The sequence below is a fragment of the Variovorax sp. 10L426 genome (genome assembly GCF_056395305.1).
In genome coordinates this window covers 66,889-87,458 of the sequence record NZ_JBFTJF010000023.1, presented here as the reverse complement: position 1 = coordinate 87,458, position 20,570 = coordinate 66,889, and the positions used below count along the sequence as shown (strand labels likewise).

The following is a 20,570-nucleotide window of genomic DNA, read 5'->3' as shown; positions in this document are numbered from 1 at the left end:
CTGACAAACAACGGGGGTAAGGGGGTCGTGTGCCTAAAAACAGCCGCGACTCCATCCAGTAGCTCACACTGGACGCAAGACCGCGCTCAATGTCCGCCACCAGGTTCGGTCAACGCCACATCGGCCTACTGATGAAATATCCGGGCTAGTGCATCGCCCCCTTGCATCCCGCCCCACGCTCCCGTAGAAGACAAGCTGAAGGAGAACCCCCATGGCCACCAGCCCTGATCTTCCACCTCCCGTCACGCCCCATCCGCCGGATGTCCCCGAGCTCCCCGTCGAGCCCGACCAGGGCCCCGCGACACCGCCCGGCAATCTGGTCGAGCCCCAAGCCGGCTCGCGGTCGCGCTGAAGCGATCGAACGCAAGCCGGCTAAGCTTGCGACATGGATGAATTCGATTGCGCCGTCATCGGCGCCGGAGTGGTCGGCTTGGCCGTGGCCCGCGCGCTTGCGTTGACGGGCCGTGAGGTGATCGTGCTCGAAGCCGAGGGTGCCATCGGAACCGGCACGAGTTCTCGCAACAGCGAAGTCATTCACGCCGGCATCTACTATCCCAAGGGTTCGCTGAAGGCGCGACTGTGCGTGGAGGGCAAGCGGCTGCTCTATGACTATGCCGGCGAGCGCGGCTTGCCGCATCGACGCTGCGGCAAGCTCATCGTGGCCACCTCAGAAGCCCAGGTCGCGCAACTGTCCGAGATCATGGCCAAGGCCGCCGCCAATGGCGTGGACGACATGGTGCTGCTTTCAGGCGACCAGGTCCGCGCGATGGAGCCGCAACTCCAATGCCTGGCAGCGCTCCATTCGCCCAGCACCGGCATCGTGGACAGTCATGCCCTGATGCTGAGTCTGCAGGGCGATCTCGAGGGTGCCGGCGGGGTGGTTGCGCTGAAGTCGGGCGTGGTGGGCGCCGAGTGCGTGGGCGACGCCATCGTGTTGAAGTCGATCGACGGAACCCGTTTGCGATGCAAAAGCGTCGTGAATGCCGCAGGCCTCGGTGCCCCGGCGCTGGCACGGCAATTCGACGGCCTGCCGGCGACCTCGATACCGGCGGCCTATTTCGCGAAGGGCAACTACTTCACCCTGGCCGGGCGGGCGCCATTCAGTCGCCTGATCTACCCCGTCCCCGAAGCCGCCGGTCTCGGCGTGCATCTGACGCTCGATCTCGGAGGGCAGGCCAAGTTCGGGCCGGATGTGCAGTGGGTCGATTCGGCAGACGATCTGGTGGTCGACCCCGCGCGCGGGGACGGCTTCTACGCGGAGGTGCGCAAATACTGGCCCGGGTTGCCCGATGGCGCGCTGATTCCGGGGTATGCCGGCATCCGTCCCAAGATCTCCGGTCCGGGCGAGGCTGCGGCGGACTTCATGATTGCCGGGCCGGCTGTACACGGCGTTCGGGGGCTGGTCAATCTGTTTGGCATCGAGTCGCCCGGATTGACCAGCAGCCTCGCAATTGGCGATCATGTGGCGGGACTTTTGTCCTAGACGGGCTTGGGCATGTACCATGACGCGGAGCGTCGTTTGTCGGCGTGAGTTGCCGGCGCGGTGCCGGCGCGACTGAGGAGGACCTTTTTCAATGACTGCATCCAACAACCTCGAAGCGGCGGCCAACGCCGTTGCTGAAGACATCGCGAGCGACGTTCGCGGTGTGCTCGCCAGCAAGGACCTCGATTCCGTACCTCACATCAAGGCGCTTCGCCAGCGCATCGACAGCAAGTTGGCCATTGCGCGCGAACTGGCAGCCGAAAAGAGCCGGATCGCTGCCAAGAAAGCACGCGAAGCAGCCAACTCCGCCAACGCCTACGCTCACGACGAGCCTTGGCAGATCGCCGGCGCAGCGCTGGCGGTGGGCGTGCTGGTGGGCCTGCTGCTTGGCCGCCGCTGAGCACAGCCCTCCCGGCGCGCAGCAGCAAGGAGCCCCCCTGGCCGCCACGGGCCGTGACGCCTGCGGGGGCCGCGCATGAGGTGGTTGTCGTCGCTTTTTGGGCTCAAGTCCCAATTGCGGCGGTTGCGCATCCTGGCCGGCGAAGGTGCGCTGGCCGCTGAAGATCGCATAGAGCTGCTGCGCTTCGCCTGGGAAGACGAAAAGAAGCGTTTGCGATCGATGCTGGGGTTGGTGATCGCCGTCGTCGGGCTCACGACGATCGCGATTGCCCTGCTGTCGGTGGCGATCGTCGTCCATTTCTGGGATTCGCCACACCGCGTCACGGCCGCCTGGTTGGTGGCGGCAGTCTGGTTGGCCCTGTGGCTGGCATCGGTTGTCGCGCTGCTGTCGATGACCGGCAAACCCTCGACGGCGTTCGAACCGATCATGCATGAGCTGGACCGCGATCGCCAATGGCTCCGGCAAAGCTTGGGTCGCGGTCGCCGCGGGACCACTCCGCCGCGCGAGCCGCGCCCTGTGACTCGCGCAGAACTGCTTGCACGGATCGAGAAGCAGCGCGTGCGCATCGCGACCTTGGAAGCCGCAGCAACCGGGGCTGGCGAGGCGCCTGCTTCCAATGAAACGACAAGCGCCGCGGCGATGCGCATTGCGCGTGAACACCCCGTCGCGACGGGCGTGGCGGCTGCGGCCGTGGTGGCCGTCCTGGGACCGCGCCGCCTCGTGCGCTGGGCGAGCGTGATTGTTCCGGTGCTTTGGCGGATGCGCTGACGCAGTACGCCCAGGCTCAACTGCGTTGGTTGCGTAGCGCCTGGGCGACCCGTTGCACCAGCGCGGGTCCGCGATAGATCAGGCCGGTATAGATTTGCACGAGGTCGGCGCCGGCGGCGATCTTCTCCGTCGCGTGGGCCGCGCTCAGGATGCCGCCGACGCCGATGATCGGGAACTTGCTGCCAAGGGCGGCCCGCAACTGGCCGATCACACGATTGCTCACTTGCCTGACCGGCGCGCCCGAGAGGCCGCCGGCCTCTTCGGCGTGGGGCAGGCCGGCCACTGCCTCTCGCGAGAGGGTCGTGTTGGCGGCGATGACGCCGTCCATCCCGTGCCGGAGCAGGGTGGCCGCGATCACCTTGACCTGGGCCTCATCGAGGTCGGGTGCAATCTTCACGAACAGCGGGACTCGCCGGCCTTGCCTTGCAGCGAGCGCCGCCCGTTTGTCGGCCACCGCGCCGAGCAGTGCATCCAAGGCCTCATCGCTCTGGAGCGAACGCAGGTTTGCGGTATTGGGGCTCGAGATATTGATGGTCACGTAGTCGGCATGGGGATACACGCCGTCCAGGCACACAAGGTAGTCGTCTACCGCGCGCTCGATCGGCGTGGCCGCGTTCTTGCCGATGTTGAGGCCGAGCAGCATCGGGGCCTTGGATGCGTTGCGGCGAAAACGTGCGCGCTGCACGTTGACGATGAAGGCGTCCAGCCCTTCGTTGTTGAAACCGAGCCGGTTGATGAGCGCATCGCGCTGCGGCAGACGGAAGATGCGCGGCCGCGGATTGCCGGGTTGTGCCTTCGGGGTGACAGTCCCGACCTCGACGAAGCCGAATCCCATGGCGGCGAAGGCATCGATACAGCGCGCGTTCTTGTCGAGGCCCGCGCCCAACCCGACCCGATTCGGGAAGGTGAGGCCGGCAAGCGTGATCCGATCGTCCACCCGCGGCGCCGCGTAGGCGCAGGCCAGCGGTGTGTTTTGCGTACGGGCCAACGCGTCCAGCGTGAGCTCATGGGCGTGCTCGGCGTCAAGGCCGAAGAGGAATGGACGGGCAAGTCCATAAAGCGAAGAGGGCAGCAGCAAGGGCATCGGATAATTCTCGACTTGACTTCAATCAGCCCAGGATTCTCCCCGATGACTTCATCCGCCCCCGCTCCCGCATTGACCCAGGACGAACTCAAGGCGCAGGTCGGTCGCGCCGCACTGGATTACGTCGTGAAGGGCGACATCGTCGGCGTCGGCACCGGCTCGACGGTCAACAAGTTCATCGAGGCGCTTGCGACCATCAAGGGCGAGATTCGGGGGGCAGTTTCCAGCTCGGTGGCATCGACCGAACGCCTCCGGGCGCTGGGCATCCCCGTGTTCGACAGCAACGAGGTCGAGGAGCTGGCCGTCTACATCGACGGCGCCGACGAGATCGACGGTCGCGGCTACATGATCAAGGGCGGTGGCGCGGCGCTCACCCGGGAAAAGATCGTCGCGGCGCAGTCGAAGCGCTTCGTGTGCATCGCCGATGCCTCCAAGCTGGTCAACACGCTGGGGGCGTTTCCGTTGCCGGTCGAGGTGATCCCGATGGCCGCTCAGCGGATCATCCGTCAGTTTGCGCGGCTGGGTGGGCTGGCGCAGGTGCGGGAGAAGGACGGCGTGCCGCTTGTCACCGACAACGGCCAGCACATCGTCGACGTGACCGGCCTGCGGATCACCGATCCGCTTGGATTCGAGACGGAAGTCAATCAGTGGGCGGGCGTCGTCACCGTCGGCGTGTTTGCGCACCAGCGCGCGAGCGTGTGCTTGCTGGGCACGTCATCCGGTGTCAGGACGATGCGCTTCGGTTGAGCGCATCACCGCCGGTTTCAGAACTTGATGCCGGCAGGATTGCTCGGCGACGGCTCGTTGCTTGCGGCAGGTGTGGGGGCAGCCGGCGCAGGCGCGGCGGCGGGCGCGGCCGGCTCGGCGGCCTTCAGAGCCACGAGCGGCTGGGCCCGTGGATTGCGAAAACTGGCCGGCAGTTGCGAGCTCTTGGGGTACCCCGCTGCATCGAGGTATTGCGACCACTCGCTGTCCGAGAAACCCTTGAGCTGCTGACTCCCGATCGTGAGCAAAGGCAGCGACGTCTGGCCGCTCAGCCGCTGCAGTGTCTGGAGGTCGTCGTTGCTCTTGACCGTCTTTTCGTCGAAGGGGATGCCGCGCGTCATCAACAGTGAGCGGCCAGCGCCGCACGGGGCGCATTCATCGCCGGAATACAGCGTGACGGGGTAGCGCTGCGTCACCTGGCGCAGTTCGTAAGGCAAGCCCGCATTGGCGGCGACCGTCGAGACGCCGCTGCGTGGCTCGGCCGGCTGGGACGAAGCCGTCGGGGGCTGGTCGGAAAAGGTGACCTTTCCATTCTTGTCGACGTTGCGATAGACGGCCTGCGCGAGTGTTGCGCTGGCGACCAGCATCAGGGCGAGGCCGGTCAGGGCAGTGTTGAGTTTCATCGAAGTCTCCCGGAATCGGATGACGCCGAGTATCTCAGGCTCTGCCGCCGCCGAACCATCACGCCGGCTGCGTCTGGGCCATTCCCTGATGACGCAACAGCGCATCGATCTGGGGCTCGCGGCCTCGGAAGGCCTTGAACGAGTCCATGGCGCTGCGGCTACCGCCGGCTTCGAGGATGGCCTGGCGGTATTTGCGTCCGGTCTCGATGCTGGGCTCGCCGTTGGCGCCCGCCGTTTCCTCGAACGCCGCGTAAGCGTCCGCGCTCAGCACCTCGGCCCACTTGTAGCTGTAGTAGCCGGCCGCGTAGCCGCCCGAGAAAATATGGCTGAAGGTGTTGGGCGTGCGACTGAAGGGCGGCGAAGGCATCACCGCAACCTCTTCGCGCACCTTGCCGAGCAACGCCATCACGTCGCCGGGCTTGGCGGTGGTCGCGTCGTATTCGGTATGCAGCAGCATGTCGAACAGCGAGAACTCGATTTGCCGCAGCGTCTGCAGGCCGCTCTGGAAATTCTTGGCCGCCGTCATCTTGTCGAAGAGGGCGCGAGGCAGCGGCTCGCCGGTGTCGACGTGCGATGTCATGTGCGCAAGCACGTCCCACTCCCAGCAGAAGTTCTCCATGAACTGGCTCGGCAGTTCTACTGCGTCCCACTCCACGCCGCTGATACCCGAGACGTCACGCTCGTTGATCTGCGTGAGCATGTGGTGCAGGCCGTGGCCGAATTCGTGGAAGAGCGTGGTCACGTCGTCGTGCGTGAGCAGCGGCGGCTTGCCGTCCACGCCATCGGCGAAGTTGCACACCAGTTGAGCGACCGGCGTCTGCAACGAGCCGGTGTCAGGGCGCAGCCAGCGTGCGCGGACGTCGTCCATCCAGGCACCGCCGCGCTTGGCCGAGCGGGCCGACGGATCGAGATAGAACTGTCCGATCTTCTTGCCGTCGCGCTCGATGCGATAGAACTCCACGCTGGGATGCCACACCGGCGCGAGGTCCCGCTTGATGGACACCTCGAACAGCGTCTCCACGATCTTGAACAGGCCACCCATCACCTTCGGTGCGGTGAAGTACTCCTTCACCTCCTGCTCGCTGAAGGCATAGCGCGCTTCCTTGAGCCTTTCGCCGATGTAGCTCCAGTCCCAGGGCTGCGGATCGACGATGCCGAGCTGGTCGGACGCGAAGGCACGGAGGTCGGCCAGATCGCGTTCGCCGTAAGGCTTGGCCTTGGTCGCCAGATCGCGGAGGAACTTGACGACCTGTCCGGCGGATTCGGCCATCTTGGGCACGATGGAAAGCTCGCCGAAGTTCGGGTAGCCCAGAAGCTTGGCTTCTTCCTGACGCAGTGCGAGGATTTCGCGGATCAACTCGGTGTTGTCGAATGCGGGGTCGCCGAACTCGCTGGCGCGCGTGACATAGGCGCGGTACAGCCTTTCGCGCAGCGCACTGCTCTTGGCAAACTGCATGACCGGCAGGTACGAGGGCATCTTCAGCGTCAGCTTGTAGCCTTCCTTGCCATCCGCTTCGGCGGCGGCGCGGGCGGCACTGATCACGTCTTCCGGAAGTCCTTCGAGTTCGCCGAAAGGTGCGTACCAGGCAAAGGCATCCGTAGCGTCGAGGGCGTTTTCGCTGAACTTCTGGCTCAGCTCGGCCTGGCGTTCCTGGATCTCGGCGAATCGTGTCTTGGCGGCACCCTGCAATTCCGCGCCACCCAGCACGAAGTTGCGAACCGCATTGCGATGCGCCTGGCGCTGCTCGGGGTTGAGCGTCGCGACGTCGATCGCCTTGTACTTGGCGTAGAGACGCTCATCGGAACCCAGGCGCGTCCAGAACGCCGTGACGCGCGGCATGGCTTCGTTGTACGCGGCCCGCAACTCGGGCGTGTCGGCGACGGCATTGAGATGCCCGACTGCCCCCCACGCGCGACTGAAGCGCTCCGACGCAACGTCGAGCACCTTGGAAATGGCCATCCAGTCGGCGGGAAAATCCGGCGCCGTCACAGTCTGCAGCGCAACCTCGGCAGCAGCCAGCAAAGTGTCGACCGCAGGTGCCACGTGTTCAGGCCTGATCTGATCGAACAGCGGAAGATCAGTGAAGTCGAGAAGCGGGTTTGTCATGTGAGTTTCCAGGGCAAGCGTAGCGAAGCAAGTTCGGGAACCACCGCGGAACCGGCTTCGCCGGGCCGCCGGTGGTGCCCCTTGAGGGGGAGGCGGCTACACGAAGTGAGCAAGCAAACGGGGTGATCCTTATCTAGTTACGCGCTCGGCCGCTTCAAGGGTGTTGGCGAGCAACATCGCGCGCGTCATGGGGCCGACGCCGCCGGGAACGGGCGTGATCCATCCGGCGACTTCCTTGACGCCGTCGAAATCCACGTCGCCGGCGAGCTTGCCATCTTCCTTTCGGTTCATGCCGACGTCGATGATCACCGCACCGGGCTTGACCATGTCCGCCGTCAGGATGTTGCGCTTGCCGACCGCGGCGACGACCACGTCAGCCTGGCGGGTGAGGGCGGCGAGATCCTTGGTCGCGCTGTGGCAGATGGTGACGGTGGCGTTCTTTGCCAGCAGCATCATGGCCATGGGCTTGCCGACGATGTTGCTGCGACCGATGACCACCGCATGCTTTCCGCGCAGGTCGTAGCCGATCGATTCGAGCATCTTCATGCAACCGTGCGGCGTGCAGGGCCAGAAGCCTGGCTGGCCGACCATCAGTGCGCCGGCGCTGGCAACGTGAAACCCGTCCACGTCCTTGGCGGGCGAGATGGCCTCGATGACGCGATGACTGTTCATGTGCGGCGGCAACGGCAACTGCACGAGGATGCCGTGCACCTTGGGGTCTTCGTTGAGGGCGTGGAGGCGCGAGAGCAGTTCGGCTTCGGTCATGCTGGCCGCGTAGCGTTCGAGGTTGGCCGTGAGCCCGGTCTCGCTGCTGTCGTTGACCTTGTGCTTGACGTAGACCTGGCTCGCCGGATCGTCGCCGACCAGGATGATGGCGAGCGTCGGCTCGATGCCGCGCGCCTTGAGTGCGGCAATGCGGCCGGACACGTCGGCGCGGATTTTCCGGGACAGTGCGTTGCCGTCGATCAATTGAGCTGTCATCGTCTTCTTGTCTTCCAAGTAAAAACGCCCGCTTGCGCAGGCGTGGATGCTAGATGGGGCTGCCGGGCTGGCTGCGACTAGGCTTTGGCCGGAGCCGCCTGCCCGAGCGCGATCTTCAGGAGATCGGCCACCGTGTTGGCATTGAGCTTTTCCATGATGTTGGCGCGGTGTGCCTCGACGGTCTTGATGCTGATTCCAAGGTCGTCGGCGATCTGCTTGTTGAGCCGTCCGGCAACGATGCGCTCCAGCACTTGTGCCTCGCGGCCGGTGAGCTTCGACAGCAGCGCGTCGCGGCTGGCGGACTGCTGGTGCTGCGCAAAGGCGCCGCGCGCGTGTTCGAGCATGCGTTCGACCAGCGCCACGAGCGCCTCGTCGTTGAAGGGCTTCTGGATGAAATCCATCGCACCCTTTTTCATGCTGTCGACCGCCATCGGCACGTCGCCGTGGCCGGTGATGACGACGATCGGCAGCGGCGACCGGCGCTCGATCAGTCGGTCCTGAAGCTCCATGCCGGACATGCCGCCCATCCGGATGTCGACGATCAGGCAGGCGACTTCGCGGGGGTCATAGCGGGAGAGAAACGACTCTGCGGAATCGAAGCAGCGGACCCTGTAGTCCTTGCCTTCGAGCAGCCATTGCAACGAATCACGAACCGCCTCGTCGTCATCGACGACATAGACAGTGCCCTTCTTGGGAATCAAACTCATGCAGGTACCTTCGCCTCGTTGCTTGCTATTGAATCTATAGCGTCTAACACCGGTATCCAGAAGGAAAAACGGCATCCGACCACATCCGGTCCATTGTAGATGTTCTCCGCCTGCATCCGACCCCGGTGCGATTCGACAATCGTCCGGCAAAGGTTGAGGCCGATGCCCATGCCTTCAGGCTTGGTGGAGAAGAAGGCTTCGTACAGACGGTCCATCACTTCCGGCGAGAGGCCCATGCCGGTGTCCTGCACGGAGAACTCGACCGCGTTCTGGCCTTCGATGATTTTCGGAAGCACCCGAAGCTCGACACTGCGGCGCGCCAGCGGGCGGTTGGCCAGGTCGATGGATTCGGCTGCATTCTTCAGCAGATTGACCATCACCTGTTCGATCAGGATCGGGTCCACGCGCAACACCGGCAAGCGCGCCGCGACGTAGTGATTGAGCCGCACGTTGCGCCGCCGCAGTTCGATGCCGGCCAACTCGACCGCTTCGCTGACCATGGTCGCGACCTCGGCCGGCGTTCGGTTCGGCTCGCTGCGTTTCACGAAGGAGCGGATGCGCTGGATGATCTGGCCGGCGCGCTGGGCCTGCTTCGACGTCTTGTCGAGCGCCGCGAGCAGGGCCTCCGAGTCGATCTGCTGGCCCCTGATTCGCGACATCATGCCGTTGCAATAGTTGGTGATGGCGGTCAGCGGCTGGTTGAGTTCGTGCGCGACGCTGGACGCCATCTCGCCCATGGTGATCAGGCGGCTGGCGGCCTGTGCCCGGTCGGCCTGCGCGGCCGAAAGGTCCTCGGCGTCGCGCCGCGGCGTGATGTCGGTGGCAATCACCAGTTGGGCCAGCCGGCCGTCGACCCAGGTCAGGTAGCGCGACCGCACCTCCAGCCACTTGCCGAGCTCGGGAACGAAGATCTCGTTGTTGGCTGCCTGGGCCGCGGTCAGCTGGTCGATCGGCAGGCCGGCGAAGGGGTCGACGTCGTCGAGCTCTTCGTCGCGTGTGTGAGAGGCCGGAACGCCCGCTTGCGCCACCATGTTCAGGTGCCCGACCGTGTTGGAGCCGAACCAGAGCCGATACAGCTTGTTGGCGAACACGAGTTCCTCGCTGCCGAGCGGCGCCACGGACACTGATGCGTCCAGCGCTTCGAGCACCGTGGTGAAGCGCTCGTAAGACGCAGACAACTGCTCGCGGATGCGCGTCGGCTCCGTGATGTCGGTCATCGAGGTCATCCAGCCGGTCTGGTGCCCGCGCGCGTCGATCAGCGGCGAGACGTACAGGCGCGCATTGAAGACGCTGCCGTTCTTGCGCTTGACCCGCACCTGGAAACCGCCCGGCAGCGCACGGCCATGCAACTCTTCTTCGAGTCGCTCGTTCATGACTTCGCGGTCGGATTCCAGCCAGTACGGAAAGGGCGGTGTCTGGCCGACGAGCTCGTTTTCGCTCCAGCCCGTCATGGCGCAGAAGGCCGCGTTCACGTAGGTGATGCGGCCTTCCAGATCGAGCACGCGCATGCCGGTCAGCATGGAGTTCTCCATTGCGCGGCGGAAATTGGTCTCGGCCACCAGCGCTTGCTGTGCCTGCAGCCGGCGCCGCGTGTGGCGCCAGGTGCCGATCAGCATCCAGCTCGTGAGCACGCTTAGCGCACCCACCAACCAGAACAGCCCGTTGCCGACGACGCCCTGCGATGTGCGATAGGCCTGCGCGCGAAGCACCAGCGCGTTGCCGACCGGCGAGACGGGCACTTCGTATTCGTTGGTCCGCATGGCCCAGGGAAGGAGTCGATTGCGGGTGCCGCGCGGACTGGCGACCGTGTTGCCGGCGATGAGTCCGCCCTTTGCGTCGAGCAAGGAAACGGCATAGCGCGCCGAGACTTCGGCAGGCATTCCATAGCGCAGCAAGCCGTCGATGGAGAACTCGCCGAGCAGCTCGCCCGCGAACAGGCCCTGGTCGAACAGCGGAATGTGAAGCTGCAACATCGGCGGGGGATCGCTGCCAGCCAGAGGTAGCGAGAACACAGGCTGACGGAGCTCCCGCGCCAGCGCGTAGTTGCTCTCGGTGTCGCCCGGCCGCAGCACTTCCCCAATCGCGCGCTGCTGCGCCGGGTGCACGCTCGGTGCCGCATAGCTGGCCTTGACGCGACGGCGGTCGTCGATCCAGGTCACGGCCTGCAGTTCGGGAAACTGGCTGACCAGCGATTCCGCGCGGCTGGTGAATTCGGTGGCGTCGATCTCGCGATTCGACGCGTCGCGCGCGAGGCGCATGAGTTGCTCTTGCCGTTCCAGGAGACGAAGGCGCACCCGCTGCTGCGCGTATTCGACGTCGCGCTTGACCGATTCCTGGACGCGCTCCATTTCCTCGGCGCGCAGATACCAAAAGGCCGAAACGATCGCCGCGAGGAAGAGCAGCACCGCGGCCAGCGGGGCCAGCATGGCAACCGCATCCTGCAGCATCGGCGTCTGACGCCGCCACCAGCGACGCCACCATGACAGCGGCGACGCGTGGACGGCGCTGCGTGCGACCTCGATGGGGGAGGAAAAGGGCATCCGTCGAGTTTAGGTGAACGCTTTCGCACGGGCACGCACCCTTACGCGGTGACATGCGCAGACCCGTGGGCACATTCGTCAGCGTTGCCTATGAAATTTCATGGTAATTTCATATTAAGAGATGAGCGCGCACCATTTGAAATTACAAGATTTCTGTGAGAAACTCCCGCGGCCCGCCGTTACGGCACTAAATTACTGCCACAACCCCTCAAAAGGAGACAAAGCATGTCGGCAAATCCCGAGAACCTGTTCGGCTCGGCCGCGAACGACCCGGACGCGCAGGAAACGCGTGAATGGATGGACGCCCTCTCGGCGGTCATCGAGAGCGAGGGGCCGGATCGCGCGCATTTCCTGCTCGAGCAACTGCTCGAACACGCCCGCCAGAACAGCATCGACAAGCCGTTCTCGGCCAACACCGCCTACGTGAACACCATCGAGCCCGACCAGGAAGAGCGCTCTCCCGGCAATCTCGAGATCGAAGAGCGGCTGCGTTCGTACATGCGCTGGAACGCCATGGCGATGGTCGTCAAGGCCAATCGCCACCATCCGCCGGAGGGCGGCGACCTGGGCGGACACATCGGCTCTTTCGCCTCGCTGGCCTCCATGTTCGGCGCCGGCTTCAACCACTTCTGGCACGCCGAGAGCGAAGGCCATGGCGGCGATTGCCTCTACATCCAGGGTCACGTCTCGCCCGGCATCTACGCCCGCGCCTACCTCGAGGGCCGGCTGACCGAAGAGCAACTGCTCAATTTCCGCCAGGAGGTCGACGGCAAGGGCCTGTCGAGCTACCCGCATCCGAAGCTGATGCCCGAGTTCTGGCAGTTCCCGACCGTCTCCATGGGCCTGGGGCCGCTGATGGCCATCTACCAGGCGCGCTTCCTCAAGTACCTGCATGCGCGCGGGATTGCGAACACCGAGAACCGCAAGGTCTGGGTGTTCTGCGGCGACGGCGAAATGGACGAAGTCGAGTCGCTCGGCGCCATCGGCCTGGCGGCTCGCGAGAACCTCGACAACCTGATCTTCGTCATCAACTGCAACCTGCAGCGCCTGGACGGCCCCGTGCGCGGCAACGGCAAGATCATCCAGGAACTCGAAGGCGAATTCCGCGGCTGCGGCTGGAATGTCATCAAGCTGCTGTGGGGCAGCAACTGGGACCCTCTGCTGGCGCGCGACAAGGAAGGTGCGCTGCGCAAGATCATGATGGAAACGAACGACGGCGATTACCAGTCGTTCAAGGCCAATGACGGCGCCTACGTGCGCAAGCACTTCTTCGGCCGCGACCCCCGCACGCTCGAGATGGTCGCGAAGATGAGCGACGACGACATCTGGGCGCTGCGCCGCGGTGGTCACGATTCGCAGAAGGTCTATGCGGCTTTCCATTCGGCCGTCAACCACAAGGGCCAGCCGACCGTGCTGTTGATCAAGACCGTCAAGGGCTTCGGCATGGGCAAGATCGGCGAGGGCAAGAACACGGTCCACCAGACCAAGAAATTGGGCGAGGAAGACATCAAGACCTTCCGCGATCGTTTCAATATTCCGATTCCGGACAGCCAGATCGCCGACCTGCCGTTCTACAAGCCGGCCGACGACACGCCCGAAATGAAGTACCTGCACGAGCGCCGCAAGGCCCTCGGCGGCTACCTGCCGCATCGCCGCGTCAAGGCCGAAGAAAGCTTCACGGTGCCTTCGCTCGAAACCTTCAAGGCCGTCCTGGAGCCGACGGCCGAAGGGCGCGAGATCTCGACGACGCAAGCCTATGTGCGCTTCCTCACGCAACTGCTGCGCGACCAGGCCCTCGGTCCGCGCGTGGTGCCGATCCTGGTCGACGAAGCCCGGACCTTCGGCATGGAAGGCCTGTTCCGCCAGGTGGGCATCTACAACCCCGCGGGGCAGCAGTACACGCCGGTCGACAAGGACCAGGTCATGTACTACAAGGAAGACAAGTCTGGCCAGATCCTTCAGGAAGGCATCAACGAAGCCGGCGGCATGTCGAGCTGGATCGCGGCGGCCACGTCGTACAGCACGAACAACCGCATCATGGTGCCTTTCTATGTGTACTACTCGATGTTCGGCTTCCAGCGCATCGGCGACCTGGCCTGGGCGGCCGGCGACATGCAGGCCCGGGGCTTCCTGCTGGGCGGCACGTCGGGCCGCACCACGCTGAACGGCGAAGGCCTGCAGCATGAAGATGGTCATAGCCACATCCTGGCGAACACCATCCCGAACTGCGTGAGCTACGACCCCACTTTCGCGCACGAAGTCGGCGTGATCCTCCACCACGGCCTCAAGCGCATGGTGGAGAAGCAGGACAACGTCTATTACTACATCACGCTGCTGAACGAGAACTACCCGATGCCCGGCCTTCAGCCCGGCACCGAGGAGCAGATCATCAAGGGCATGTACCTGTGCAAGCAGGGCCCCTCGCTGAAGGCCAAGTCGCCCACCGTGCAGTTGCTCGGCAGCGGCACCATCCTGCGCGAGAGCATCGCCGCGCAGGAACTTCTCGAAAAGGACTGGGGCGTGAGCGCCTCCGTCTGGAGTTGCCCGAGCTTCAACGAACTGACCCGGGATGGTCAGGAGGCCGACCGCTGGAACCTGCTGCATCCCACCGAGAAGGCTCGTGTTCCGTTCGTCGAGCAGCAGTTGTCGTCGAGCACCGGCCCGGTGATCGCGTCGACCGACTACATGAAGGCTTACGCCGAGCAGATTCGCCCCTTCGTTCCGAAGGGCCGCAACTACAAGGTGCTTGGCACCGACGGCTTCGGCCGCAGCGACTTCCGCGCCAAGCTGCGCGAGCACTTCGAGGTCAATCGCCACTTCATTGTCATTGCAGCGCTCAAGGCGCTTGCCGAAGACGGTGCCGTTCCGGTGCAAAAGGTGGCCGACGCGATCAAGAAGTACGGAATCAACGCCGACAAGATCAACCCGCTCTACGCATAAAACAACCAACGAACAACCAACTGCGCCTTAGGGCGGGAGACACGATATGGCTCAAGTGGAAGTCAAGGTGCCGGACATCGGCGATTTCGATGAAGTCGCGGTGATCGAGGTGCTCGTGAAGGTCGGCGACTCGGTGAAGGCCGAGCAATCGCTGATCACGGTGGAGTCGGACAAGGCTTCGATGGAGATTCCATCGAGCCAGGCCGGCGTGGTGAAAGAACTCAAGGTCGAAGTCGGCAGCAAGGTCAAGGAAGGTTCGGTCGTGCTGGTTCTCGAAAGCGAAGGCGCGGCGGCCCCAGCTGCGGCACCTGCGGCTGGTGCGCCAGCTGCCGCGGCGCCTGCTCCGGCACCCGCACCGACTGCCGCCGCACCGGCGCCGGCCGCTGCGGCCGGTCCGATCGACGTCAAGGTCCCCGACATCGGCGACTTCAAGGACGTGGCAGTGATCGAGGTGCTGGTGAAACCCGGCGACACGATCAAGGAAGAGCAATCGCTCATCACCGTCGAATCGGACAAGGCCTCGATGGAGATTCCGTCGTCCGCGGCCGGCGTGCTCAAGGCGCTGAAGGTCAAGGTCGGCGACACGGTCAACATCGGCGACCTGATCGCGGTGATCGAAGGCTCGGCCGGCGCTGCCGCACCAGCCGCCGCGCCGTCATCGGCGCCAGCCCCTGCACAGGCCGCAGCGGCGCCCGCGTCGGTCAGCGCATCGGCTCCGGCCGCGCCCGCAGTCGCGCCTGCCGCCCACGATCCCACGGTCGCGCCCAGCGGCAAGCTGCCGCACGCGTCGCCTTCGGTGCGCAAGTTCGCGCGCGAACTCGGCGTGCCGCTCGAAGAGATCAAGGGCAGTGGACCCAAGGGTCGCATCACGCAGGAAGACATCCAGAGCTTCACCAAGGCCGTGATGAGCGGCGCCGCCAGCACGAAGGCAGCGGCCGCCAAGGCACCTACAGGCGGTGGAGACGGCGCGGCACTGGGCCTGATCCCCTGGCCAAAGGTCGACTTCACAAAGTTCGGCGGCGTCGAGCGCAAGGACCTCTCGCGCATCAAGAAACTCAGCGGCGCCAACCTGCACCGCAACTGGGTGATGATCCCGCACGTCACCAACAACGACGAAGCCGACATCACCGAACTCGAAGCCTTCCGCGTCTCCACCAACAAGGAAAACGAGAAGTCGGGTGTCAAGGTGACGATGCTGGCATTCGTGATCAAGGCGGTGGTCTCGGCGCTCAAGAAATTCCCCGAGTTCAACACCAGCCTGGACGGTGACCAACTCGTCTACAAGCAGTACTTCCACATCGGCTTCGCGGCGGACACGCCCAACGGGCTCGTGGTGCCGGTGCTCAAGGATGCCGACAAGAAGGGCGTGCTCCAGATCAGCCAGGAGATGGGCGAACTCGCCAAGAAGGCGCGCGACGGCAAGCTCGGTTCGGCCGACATGCAGGGTGGCTGCTTCTCCATCAGCTCGCTCGGCGGCATTGGCGGCACGCACTTCACGCCGATCATCAACGCGCCCGAGGTGGCCATCCTGGGCTTGTCCAAGAGCTCGATGAAGCCGGTGTGGGACGGCAAGCAGTTCGTGCCAAGGCTGACCCTGCCGCTGTCGCTGTCGTATGACCACCGGGTTATCGATGGCGCCCTTGCAGCCCGGTTCAATGCCTATCTGGGCCAGGTGCTAGCCGACTTCCGCCGGGTACTGCTATGACCCCCCAAGCGCCAACGGCGCTCCCCCCAGCGGGGGGCGGCTCCCTTGGGGCGGCCCGGCGTGAGCCCCTATGACCACGGTCGTGGCCGTCCGAAAAGGCGGCCAGGTCGTGATGGCGGCCGATTCGCTGGTGACCTTCGGCGACACGCGCTTGTCGTACAGCGCCGAGAGGAACCAGAAGCTGTTCATGGTCAACGATGCCGCAGGCCAGAGCATCTTTGCCGTGGCCGGCGCGGCGGCGCATTTCCTGGTGCTGCAGCATGCTTTGGCAGCGCAACCGGTGGAGGCGCTGCGCTTCGGCAGCAAGGACGAGATCTTCCGCACCTTTACGCTGCTGCATCCGGTGCTGAAGGACGCGTTCTTCCTGCAGACCAAGGAAGACGAGCATGAGCCCTACGAATCGAGCCAGTTCACCATGCTGCTGGCCAACGCGAGCGGCATCTACGGCATCTACAGCTATCGCGAAGTCTTCGAGTTCAAGCAGTTCTGGAGCATTGGCTCCGGACGCAGCTTTGCGCTCGGCGCGATGCGTGCCGTCTACGACAAGGCGCGTTCGGCGCGCGATGTTGCCGAGGCCGGCGTGGCCGCGGCCTGTGAATTCGATCGCAACTCGGCCGGCCCGGTCGACGTTCTCACACTCAAACTGAAGGTGTCCAAATGAGCGAAGTACAAGTCAAAGTGCCGGACATCGGCGATTTCGCGGAAGTTGCCGTGATCGAAGTCCTGGTGAAGCCGGGCGACACGATCAAGGCCGAGCAGTCGCTGATCACCGTGGAATCGGACAAGGCCTCGATGGAGATTCCTTCGTCCCACGCAGGCGTGGTCAAGTCGCTGGCCGTGAAGGTGGGCGACAAGGTCAGCGAAGGTTCGGTGGTGTTGACGCTGGACGCTGCGGAGGGTGCAGCCGCCGCTCCCGCACCGGCGCCGGCCGCACCGGCTGCCGCCCCCGCAGCGAAACAGGCACCGGCGCCCGCCGCGCCCGCAAAGGCGCCAGCCGTGGCCTCGACCTACTCGGGCTCCGTCGACGTCGAATGCGACCTGCTCGTGCTCGGAGCGGGGCCCGGCGGTTACTCCGCCGCCTTCCGCGCCGCCGATCTGGGCCTCAAGGTCGTGCTGGTCGAGCGCTACGCGACGCTGGGCGGCGTCTGCCTCAACGTGGGCTGCATTCCGTCGAAAGCACTGCTGCACGTCGCGGCGGTGATTGACGAGGTCAAGCATTTCGCCGACCTCGGCGTGAGCTATGGCGACCCCAAGATCGACCGCGCGAAGCTGCTCGGCCGCAAGAACAAGGTGGTCGGCAAGCTCACCGGCGGTCTCGCCGCGATGGCGAAGATGCGCAAGGTGACGACCGTGCGCGGCATCGGCGAGTTCGTCGACCCGTACCACGTCAAGGTGCAGGAAACAACCGGCGACGGCAAGGATATGACCGGCAAATCGCAGACCGTCAAGTTCCGGCACTGCGTGATCGCCGCCGGTTCGCAGGCGGTGCATCTGCCTTTCATGCCGAAGGACCCGCGCGTCGTCGATTCCACCGGCGCGCTGGAACTCGGCGTCGAACCCAAGCGGATGCTCATCCTGGGCGGCGGCATCATCGGCCTCGAAATGGGTTCGGTGTATTCCACGCTGGGCGCGCGGCTCGACGTGGTCGAGATGCTCGACGGCCTGATGCAGGGTGCGGACCGCGACCTGGTCAAGGTGTGGCAGAAGCTGAACACGCCGCGCTTCGACAACATCATGCTGAAGACCAAGACCGTGGGCGCCGAGGCGACGAAGGACGGCATCCGTGTCACCTTCGAAGGCGAGCAGGCTCCCAAGGAACCACAGGTTTATGACCTGGTGCTCCAGGCTGTGGGCCGGAGCCCCAACGGCAAGAAGATCGGCGCCGAAAAGGCAGGCATCACCGTCAGCGATCGCGGCTTCATCCCGGTCGATGTGCAGATGCGGACCAACGTGCCGCACATCTTCGCGGTCGGCGACATCGTCGGCCAGCCGATGCTGGAGCACAAGGCGGTGCACGAGGCGCACGTGGCGGCCGAAGTCATCGCCGGCGAGCAGAAGGGCGACCATGAACTTGCCAGCGCCGCTTTCAATGCGCGCGTGATTCCGAGCGTGGCCTATACCGATCCGGAAGTCGCGTGGGTCGGATTGACCGAGGACCAGGCCAAGGCTGAAGGCGTGAAGATCCAGAAGGGGTTGTTCCCGTGGACGGCCTCCGGCCGTGCCATCGCGAACGGGCGAGACGAGGGTTTCACCAAGCTGCTCTTCGACGCGGAATCGCATCGCATCGTGGGCGGGGGCATCGTCGGGACCCATGCAGGCGACATGATCGGGGAGATCGCGCTTGCCATCGAAATGGGTGCGGACGCGATCGACATCGGCAAGACGATCCATCCGCATCCGACGCTCGGCGAGAGCATCGGCCTGGCCGCCGAAGCCGCGCACGGCAGCTGCACGGACCTTCCCCCGGTAAAACGATAGGCAGCCTCCGCAGCCAGGGACACTCATAAAAAATCCCGCCAGTCGCGGGATTTTTTATTGGGTGCGGTGGTGATCAGTCGCCGGAGGCCTTGACGGTGTTCTCCTCGGCCGAGAGAACGCGGCGTGCGCCGCTGAAGCGCCTCTGCCAGTAGCTGCCGCTCATGTCTTCCACGCGAACCTGGGCGCCGGGCTTGGGGGCGTGGATGAACTTGCCTTCGCCGACGTAGATACCGACATGGCTGAACGCACGACGCATGGTGTTGAAGAACACGAGGTCACCGGGCTTGAGTTCGCTGCGGTCGATCTTCTGCGTTGCGGCCGCTTGTTCTTCGGCCCGGCGGGGAAGCAGGTGACCGACGGTCTGGTTGTACATCGCGCGGACGAAACCGCTGCAGTCGAAACCGGTCTCGACCGTGTTGCCGCCGCGGCGATATGGGACGCCCAGGAAGCCGATGGCTGTTACAACAAGGTCGGAAGTGCGGTCGACGACAGTCTGGCGAACCTGATGGAATTGGCCCAGAAAAGTCTTGTCGACGACCTGCGGTTCCACGTTGTCGTCAGCCCGGTCGACTTGCGGCGCGGCATGGGCGGCGAACGCAAGCAGCAGGCTGGCGGTGAAAAGGATGAGTCGCATGGACGCGTAGGATATGGACGACACCCCCCGGTGTCAATTTCAAGTAGGTTCGGGATTTTGCACCTAAGCTCTTGTCATTGATGGAGTTTTTTCATCCTCTCACATCAAAAAATGTAAAGGTTTCGATTATTGGGGATAAGTTCTTTCACAGATGTAATGCAAAAGGTTTTCAAATTCATTTCGAATGACCAAACGATTGCAAGACTCACGCCTTCGAAGGAGCACCATGACTTCCCTGTCGACGATGGCCCGCGCATGGGTCTCCTGCACGATTTTTCTTACATTGACGGTGGCCGTTTTGGCCGCGGCGGCGCCGCGATCGGAGGTCGTTGCGTCCGGTCTTGAGAACCCTTGGGGTGTGACTTTCCTGCCTGAGGGACGCTTTCTCGTGACCGAGCGGCCCGGTCGCCTCCGCGTTGTCGGCGCCGATGGCAAGCTCGGCCCGCCCGTGGCGGGGCTTCCGTCCATCGCAGCCGGCGGGCAGGGCGGCTTGCTCGACGTCCTGGCGGATTCGGCCTTCGACACGAACCGCACCATCTATTTCTGCTTCTCGGAGCCCGATGCGGCTGGGTCCGCCAACAGCACGGCGCTGGCGCGTGCGCAACTGTCCGCCGATGCCGGCCGCCTGGAGAACCTGAAGATCATCTTCAGCCAGCGACCGAAGGTGGCGAGCCGCAACCATTTCGGCTGCCGCATCGTCGAGGCGAAGGATGGCAACCTGTTTCTCACGCTGGGCGAGCGCTTCAGCCGCAAGGAAGACGCGCAGAAGCTCGACAACCATCTCGGCAAGATCGTCCGCATCGGCAAGGACGGCTCGGTGCCCAAGGACAACCCCTTCGTCGGCAAGCCGGGTGCGCTGCCCGAAATCTGGAGCTACGGGCATCGCAACGGCCAAGGCGCAACGCTGGCGCCGGACGGCACGCTGTGGATGCACGAACACGGCCCGCAGGGCGGCGACGAGATCAACATCCCGCTGCCCGGACGCAACTATGGCTGGCCCGTGATCACCTATGGCGAGAACTATGGCGGCGGCAAGATCGGCGAGGGCATCACGCACAAGGACGGGATGGAGCAGCCGATCCACTACTGGGTGCCTTCGATCGCGCCTTCGGGCATGGTCTTCCTGACCAGCGATCGTTATGGTCCCGACTGGAAGGGCAACCTGTTCGTGGGATCCCTCAAGTTCGGCTACCTCGACCGGATCGAGCTCAAGGACGGCAAGGTGCTCGCCGAACACAAGCTCCTCGAAGAAGGCCATGCGCGCATTCGCGATGTGAAGCAGGGCCCCGATGGATGGCTCTATATCCTCACGGACGAGTCCAACGGCAAGCTGCTGCGGCTGCTGCCGAATTGAG

17 protein-coding genes are annotated in these 20,570 nt (G+C 64.5%); 10 read left to right on the top strand and 7 right to left on the bottom strand.

The genetic code is table 11. The features are described 5' to 3' along the window. Positions 1 to 211 precede the first annotated feature (211 nt). The 4 genes from AC1DHL_RS26265 to AC1DHL_RS26250 all read left to right on the top strand — a co-directional run bounded on the left by AC1DHL_RS26265 (position 212) and on the right by AC1DHL_RS26250 (position 2,651). Positions 212 to 352 (top strand): stereocilin, encoded by a 141-nt coding sequence (locus AC1DHL_RS26265; RefSeq protein ID WP_478104191.1) that lies wholly within the window; start codon positions 212 to 214, stop codon positions 350 to 352. A 33-nt stretch (positions 353 to 385) separates the two neighbouring features. Beyond that, on the top strand, positions 386 to 1,483 hold the full coding sequence (locus AC1DHL_RS26260; protein WP_478163905.1) for an NAD(P)/FAD-dependent oxidoreductase: 1,098 nt from the start codon (positions 386 to 388) through the stop codon (positions 1,481 to 1,483). 91 nt (positions 1,484 to 1,574) lie between these two features. Beyond that, entirely contained in the window at positions 1,575 to 1,883 is a 309-nt protein-coding gene (locus AC1DHL_RS26255; protein WP_478104188.1) for a glycine zipper domain-containing protein, read from the top strand. A gap of 123 nt (positions 1,884 to 2,006) precedes the next feature. Further along, complete coding sequence (locus AC1DHL_RS26250) at positions 2,007 to 2,651, top strand: phage holin family protein (protein ID WP_478163904.1); 645 nt, start codon at positions 2,007 to 2,009, stop codon at positions 2,649 to 2,651. Positions 2,652 to 2,667: 16 nt separating this feature from the next. Here AC1DHL_RS26250 and AC1DHL_RS26245 read toward each other — a convergent pair whose 3' ends face one another. After that, complete coding sequence (locus tag AC1DHL_RS26245; protein ID WP_478163903.1) at positions 2,668 to 3,735, bottom strand: quinone-dependent dihydroorotate dehydrogenase; 1,068 nt, start codon at positions 3,733 to 3,735, stop codon at positions 2,668 to 2,670. Between the two features lie 45 nt (positions 3,736 to 3,780). Between AC1DHL_RS26245 and rpiA the strand changes: the two genes are divergently transcribed. After that, positions 3,781 to 4,482: a ribose-5-phosphate isomerase RpiA gene (gene rpiA, locus AC1DHL_RS26240; RefSeq protein WP_478104184.1), complete on the top strand. Its 702-nt coding sequence runs from the start codon at positions 3,781 to 3,783 to the stop codon at positions 4,480 to 4,482. A gap of 17 nt (positions 4,483 to 4,499) precedes the next feature. Here rpiA and AC1DHL_RS26235 read toward each other — a convergent pair whose 3' ends face one another. The 5 genes from AC1DHL_RS26235 to AC1DHL_RS26215 all read right to left on the bottom strand — a co-directional run bounded on the left by AC1DHL_RS26235 (position 4,500) and on the right by AC1DHL_RS26215 (position 11,458). Continuing rightward, the gene (locus AC1DHL_RS26235; protein WP_478163902.1) at positions 4,500 to 5,123 is read right to left on the bottom strand and encodes a glutaredoxin family protein; all 624 of its coding nucleotides are present in this window, start codon (positions 5,121 to 5,123) and stop codon (positions 4,500 to 4,502) included. Between the two features lie 58 nt (positions 5,124 to 5,181). Further along, on the bottom strand, positions 5,182 to 7,230 hold the full coding sequence (locus AC1DHL_RS26230) for a M3 family metallopeptidase (RefSeq protein ID WP_478163901.1): 2,049 nt from the start codon (positions 7,228 to 7,230) through the stop codon (positions 5,182 to 5,184). Between the two features lie 129 nt (positions 7,231 to 7,359). Continuing rightward, entirely contained in the window at positions 7,360 to 8,211 is an 852-nt protein-coding gene (folD, locus tag AC1DHL_RS26225; RefSeq protein WP_478163900.1) for a bifunctional methylenetetrahydrofolate dehydrogenase/methenyltetrahydrofolate cyclohydrolase FolD, read from the bottom strand. Between the two features lie 77 nt (positions 8,212 to 8,288). Further along, positions 8,289 to 8,918, bottom strand: coding sequence for a response regulator transcription factor (locus AC1DHL_RS26220; protein ID WP_478104179.1), 630 nt, complete (start codon positions 8,916 to 8,918; stop codon positions 8,289 to 8,291). Continuing rightward, on the bottom strand, positions 8,915 to 11,458 hold the full coding sequence (locus AC1DHL_RS26215; RefSeq protein WP_478104177.1) for a PAS domain-containing sensor histidine kinase: 2,544 nt from the start codon (positions 11,456 to 11,458) through the stop codon (positions 8,915 to 8,917). Before AC1DHL_RS26215 ends, AC1DHL_RS26220 begins: the two co-directional genes overlap by 4 nt. Positions 11,459 to 11,683: 225 nt before the next feature. Here AC1DHL_RS26215 and aceE point away from each other — a divergent pair, with 225 nt between their 5' ends. The 4 genes from aceE to lpdA all read left to right on the top strand — a co-directional run bounded on the left by aceE (position 11,684) and on the right by lpdA (position 18,581). Continuing rightward, on the top strand, positions 11,684 to 14,398 hold the full coding sequence (gene aceE / locus AC1DHL_RS26210) for a pyruvate dehydrogenase (acetyl-transferring), homodimeric type (protein WP_478104176.1): 2,715 nt from the start codon (positions 11,684 to 11,686) through the stop codon (positions 14,396 to 14,398). A gap of 46 nt (positions 14,399 to 14,444) precedes the next feature. Next, positions 14,445 to 16,103, top strand: a complete 1,659-nt coding sequence (aceF, locus tag AC1DHL_RS26205) for a dihydrolipoyllysine-residue acetyltransferase (RefSeq protein ID WP_478163899.1) — start codon at positions 14,445 to 14,447, stop codon at positions 16,101 to 16,103. A 70-nt stretch (positions 16,104 to 16,173) separates the two neighbouring features. Then, entirely contained in the window at positions 16,174 to 16,764 is a 591-nt protein-coding gene (locus AC1DHL_RS26200; protein ID WP_478163898.1) for an MFS transporter, read from the top strand. After that, entirely contained in the window at positions 16,761 to 18,581 is a 1,821-nt protein-coding gene (lpdA, locus tag AC1DHL_RS26195) for a dihydrolipoyl dehydrogenase (RefSeq protein WP_478163897.1), read from the top strand. The genes AC1DHL_RS26200 and lpdA overlap by 4 nt, the downstream gene beginning before the upstream one ends. A gap of 73 nt (positions 18,582 to 18,654) precedes the next feature. On the opposite strand, the gene AC1DHL_RS26190 is transcribed toward lpdA, so the two are convergent. Next, positions 18,655 to 19,215, bottom strand: a complete 561-nt coding sequence (locus AC1DHL_RS26190) for a C40 family peptidase (protein WP_478163896.1) — start codon at positions 19,213 to 19,215, stop codon at positions 18,655 to 18,657. Positions 19,216 to 19,459: 244 nt separating this feature from the next. Here AC1DHL_RS26190 and AC1DHL_RS26185 point away from each other — a divergent pair, with 244 nt between their 5' ends. Next, positions 19,460 to 20,569, top strand: coding sequence for a PQQ-dependent sugar dehydrogenase (locus tag AC1DHL_RS26185; RefSeq protein WP_478163908.1), 1,110 nt, complete (start codon positions 19,460 to 19,462; stop codon positions 20,567 to 20,569). Position 20,570: the final 1 nt, after the last annotated feature.

Bases quoted from the DNA above. Each gene is read 5' to 3' on its own strand.
- AC1DHL_RS26265 (WP_478104191.1), top strand. From the start codon at position 212: ATGGCCACCAGCCCTGATCTTCCACCTCCCGTCACGCCCCATCCGCCG.
- AC1DHL_RS26260 (WP_478163905.1), top strand. From the start codon at position 386: ATGGATGAATTCGATTGCGCCGTCATCGGCGCCGGAGTGGTCGGCTTG.
- AC1DHL_RS26255 (WP_478104188.1), top strand. From the start codon at position 1,575: ATGACTGCATCCAACAACCTCGAAGCGGCGGCCAACGCCGTTGCTGAA.
- AC1DHL_RS26245 (WP_478163903.1), bottom strand. From the start codon at position 3,735: ATGCCCTTGCTGCTGCCCTCTTCGCTTTATGGACTTGCCCGTCCATTC.
- rpiA (WP_478104184.1), top strand. From the start codon at position 3,781: ATGACTTCATCCGCCCCCGCTCCCGCATTGACCCAGGACGAACTCAAG.
- AC1DHL_RS26235 (WP_478163902.1), bottom strand. From the start codon at position 5,123: ATGAAACTCAACACTGCCCTGACCGGCCTCGCCCTGATGCTGGTCGCC.
- AC1DHL_RS26230 (WP_478163901.1), bottom strand. From the start codon at position 7,230: ATGACAAACCCGCTTCTCGACTTCACTGATCTTCCGCTGTTCGATCAG.
- folD (WP_478163900.1), bottom strand. From the start codon at position 8,211: ATGACAGCTCAATTGATCGACGGCAACGCACTGTCCCGGAAAATCCGC.
- AC1DHL_RS26220 (WP_478104179.1), bottom strand. From the start codon at position 8,918: ATGAGTTTGATTCCCAAGAAGGGCACTGTCTATGTCGTCGATGACGAC.
- AC1DHL_RS26215 (WP_478104177.1), bottom strand. From the start codon at position 11,458: ATGCCCTTTTCCTCCCCCATCGAGGTCGCACGCAGCGCCGTCCACGCG.
- aceE (WP_478104176.1), top strand. From the start codon at position 11,684: ATGTCGGCAAATCCCGAGAACCTGTTCGGCTCGGCCGCGAACGACCCG.
- aceF (WP_478163899.1), top strand. From the start codon at position 14,445: ATGGCTCAAGTGGAAGTCAAGGTGCCGGACATCGGCGATTTCGATGAA.
- AC1DHL_RS26200 (WP_478163898.1), top strand. From the start codon at position 16,174: ATGACCACGGTCGTGGCCGTCCGAAAAGGCGGCCAGGTCGTGATGGCG.
- lpdA (WP_478163897.1), top strand. From the start codon at position 16,761: ATGAGCGAAGTACAAGTCAAAGTGCCGGACATCGGCGATTTCGCGGAA.
- AC1DHL_RS26190 (WP_478163896.1), bottom strand. From the start codon at position 19,215: ATGCGACTCATCCTTTTCACCGCCAGCCTGCTGCTTGCGTTCGCCGCC.
- AC1DHL_RS26185 (WP_478163908.1), top strand. From the start codon at position 19,460: ATGGCCCGCGCATGGGTCTCCTGCACGATTTTTCTTACATTGACGGTG.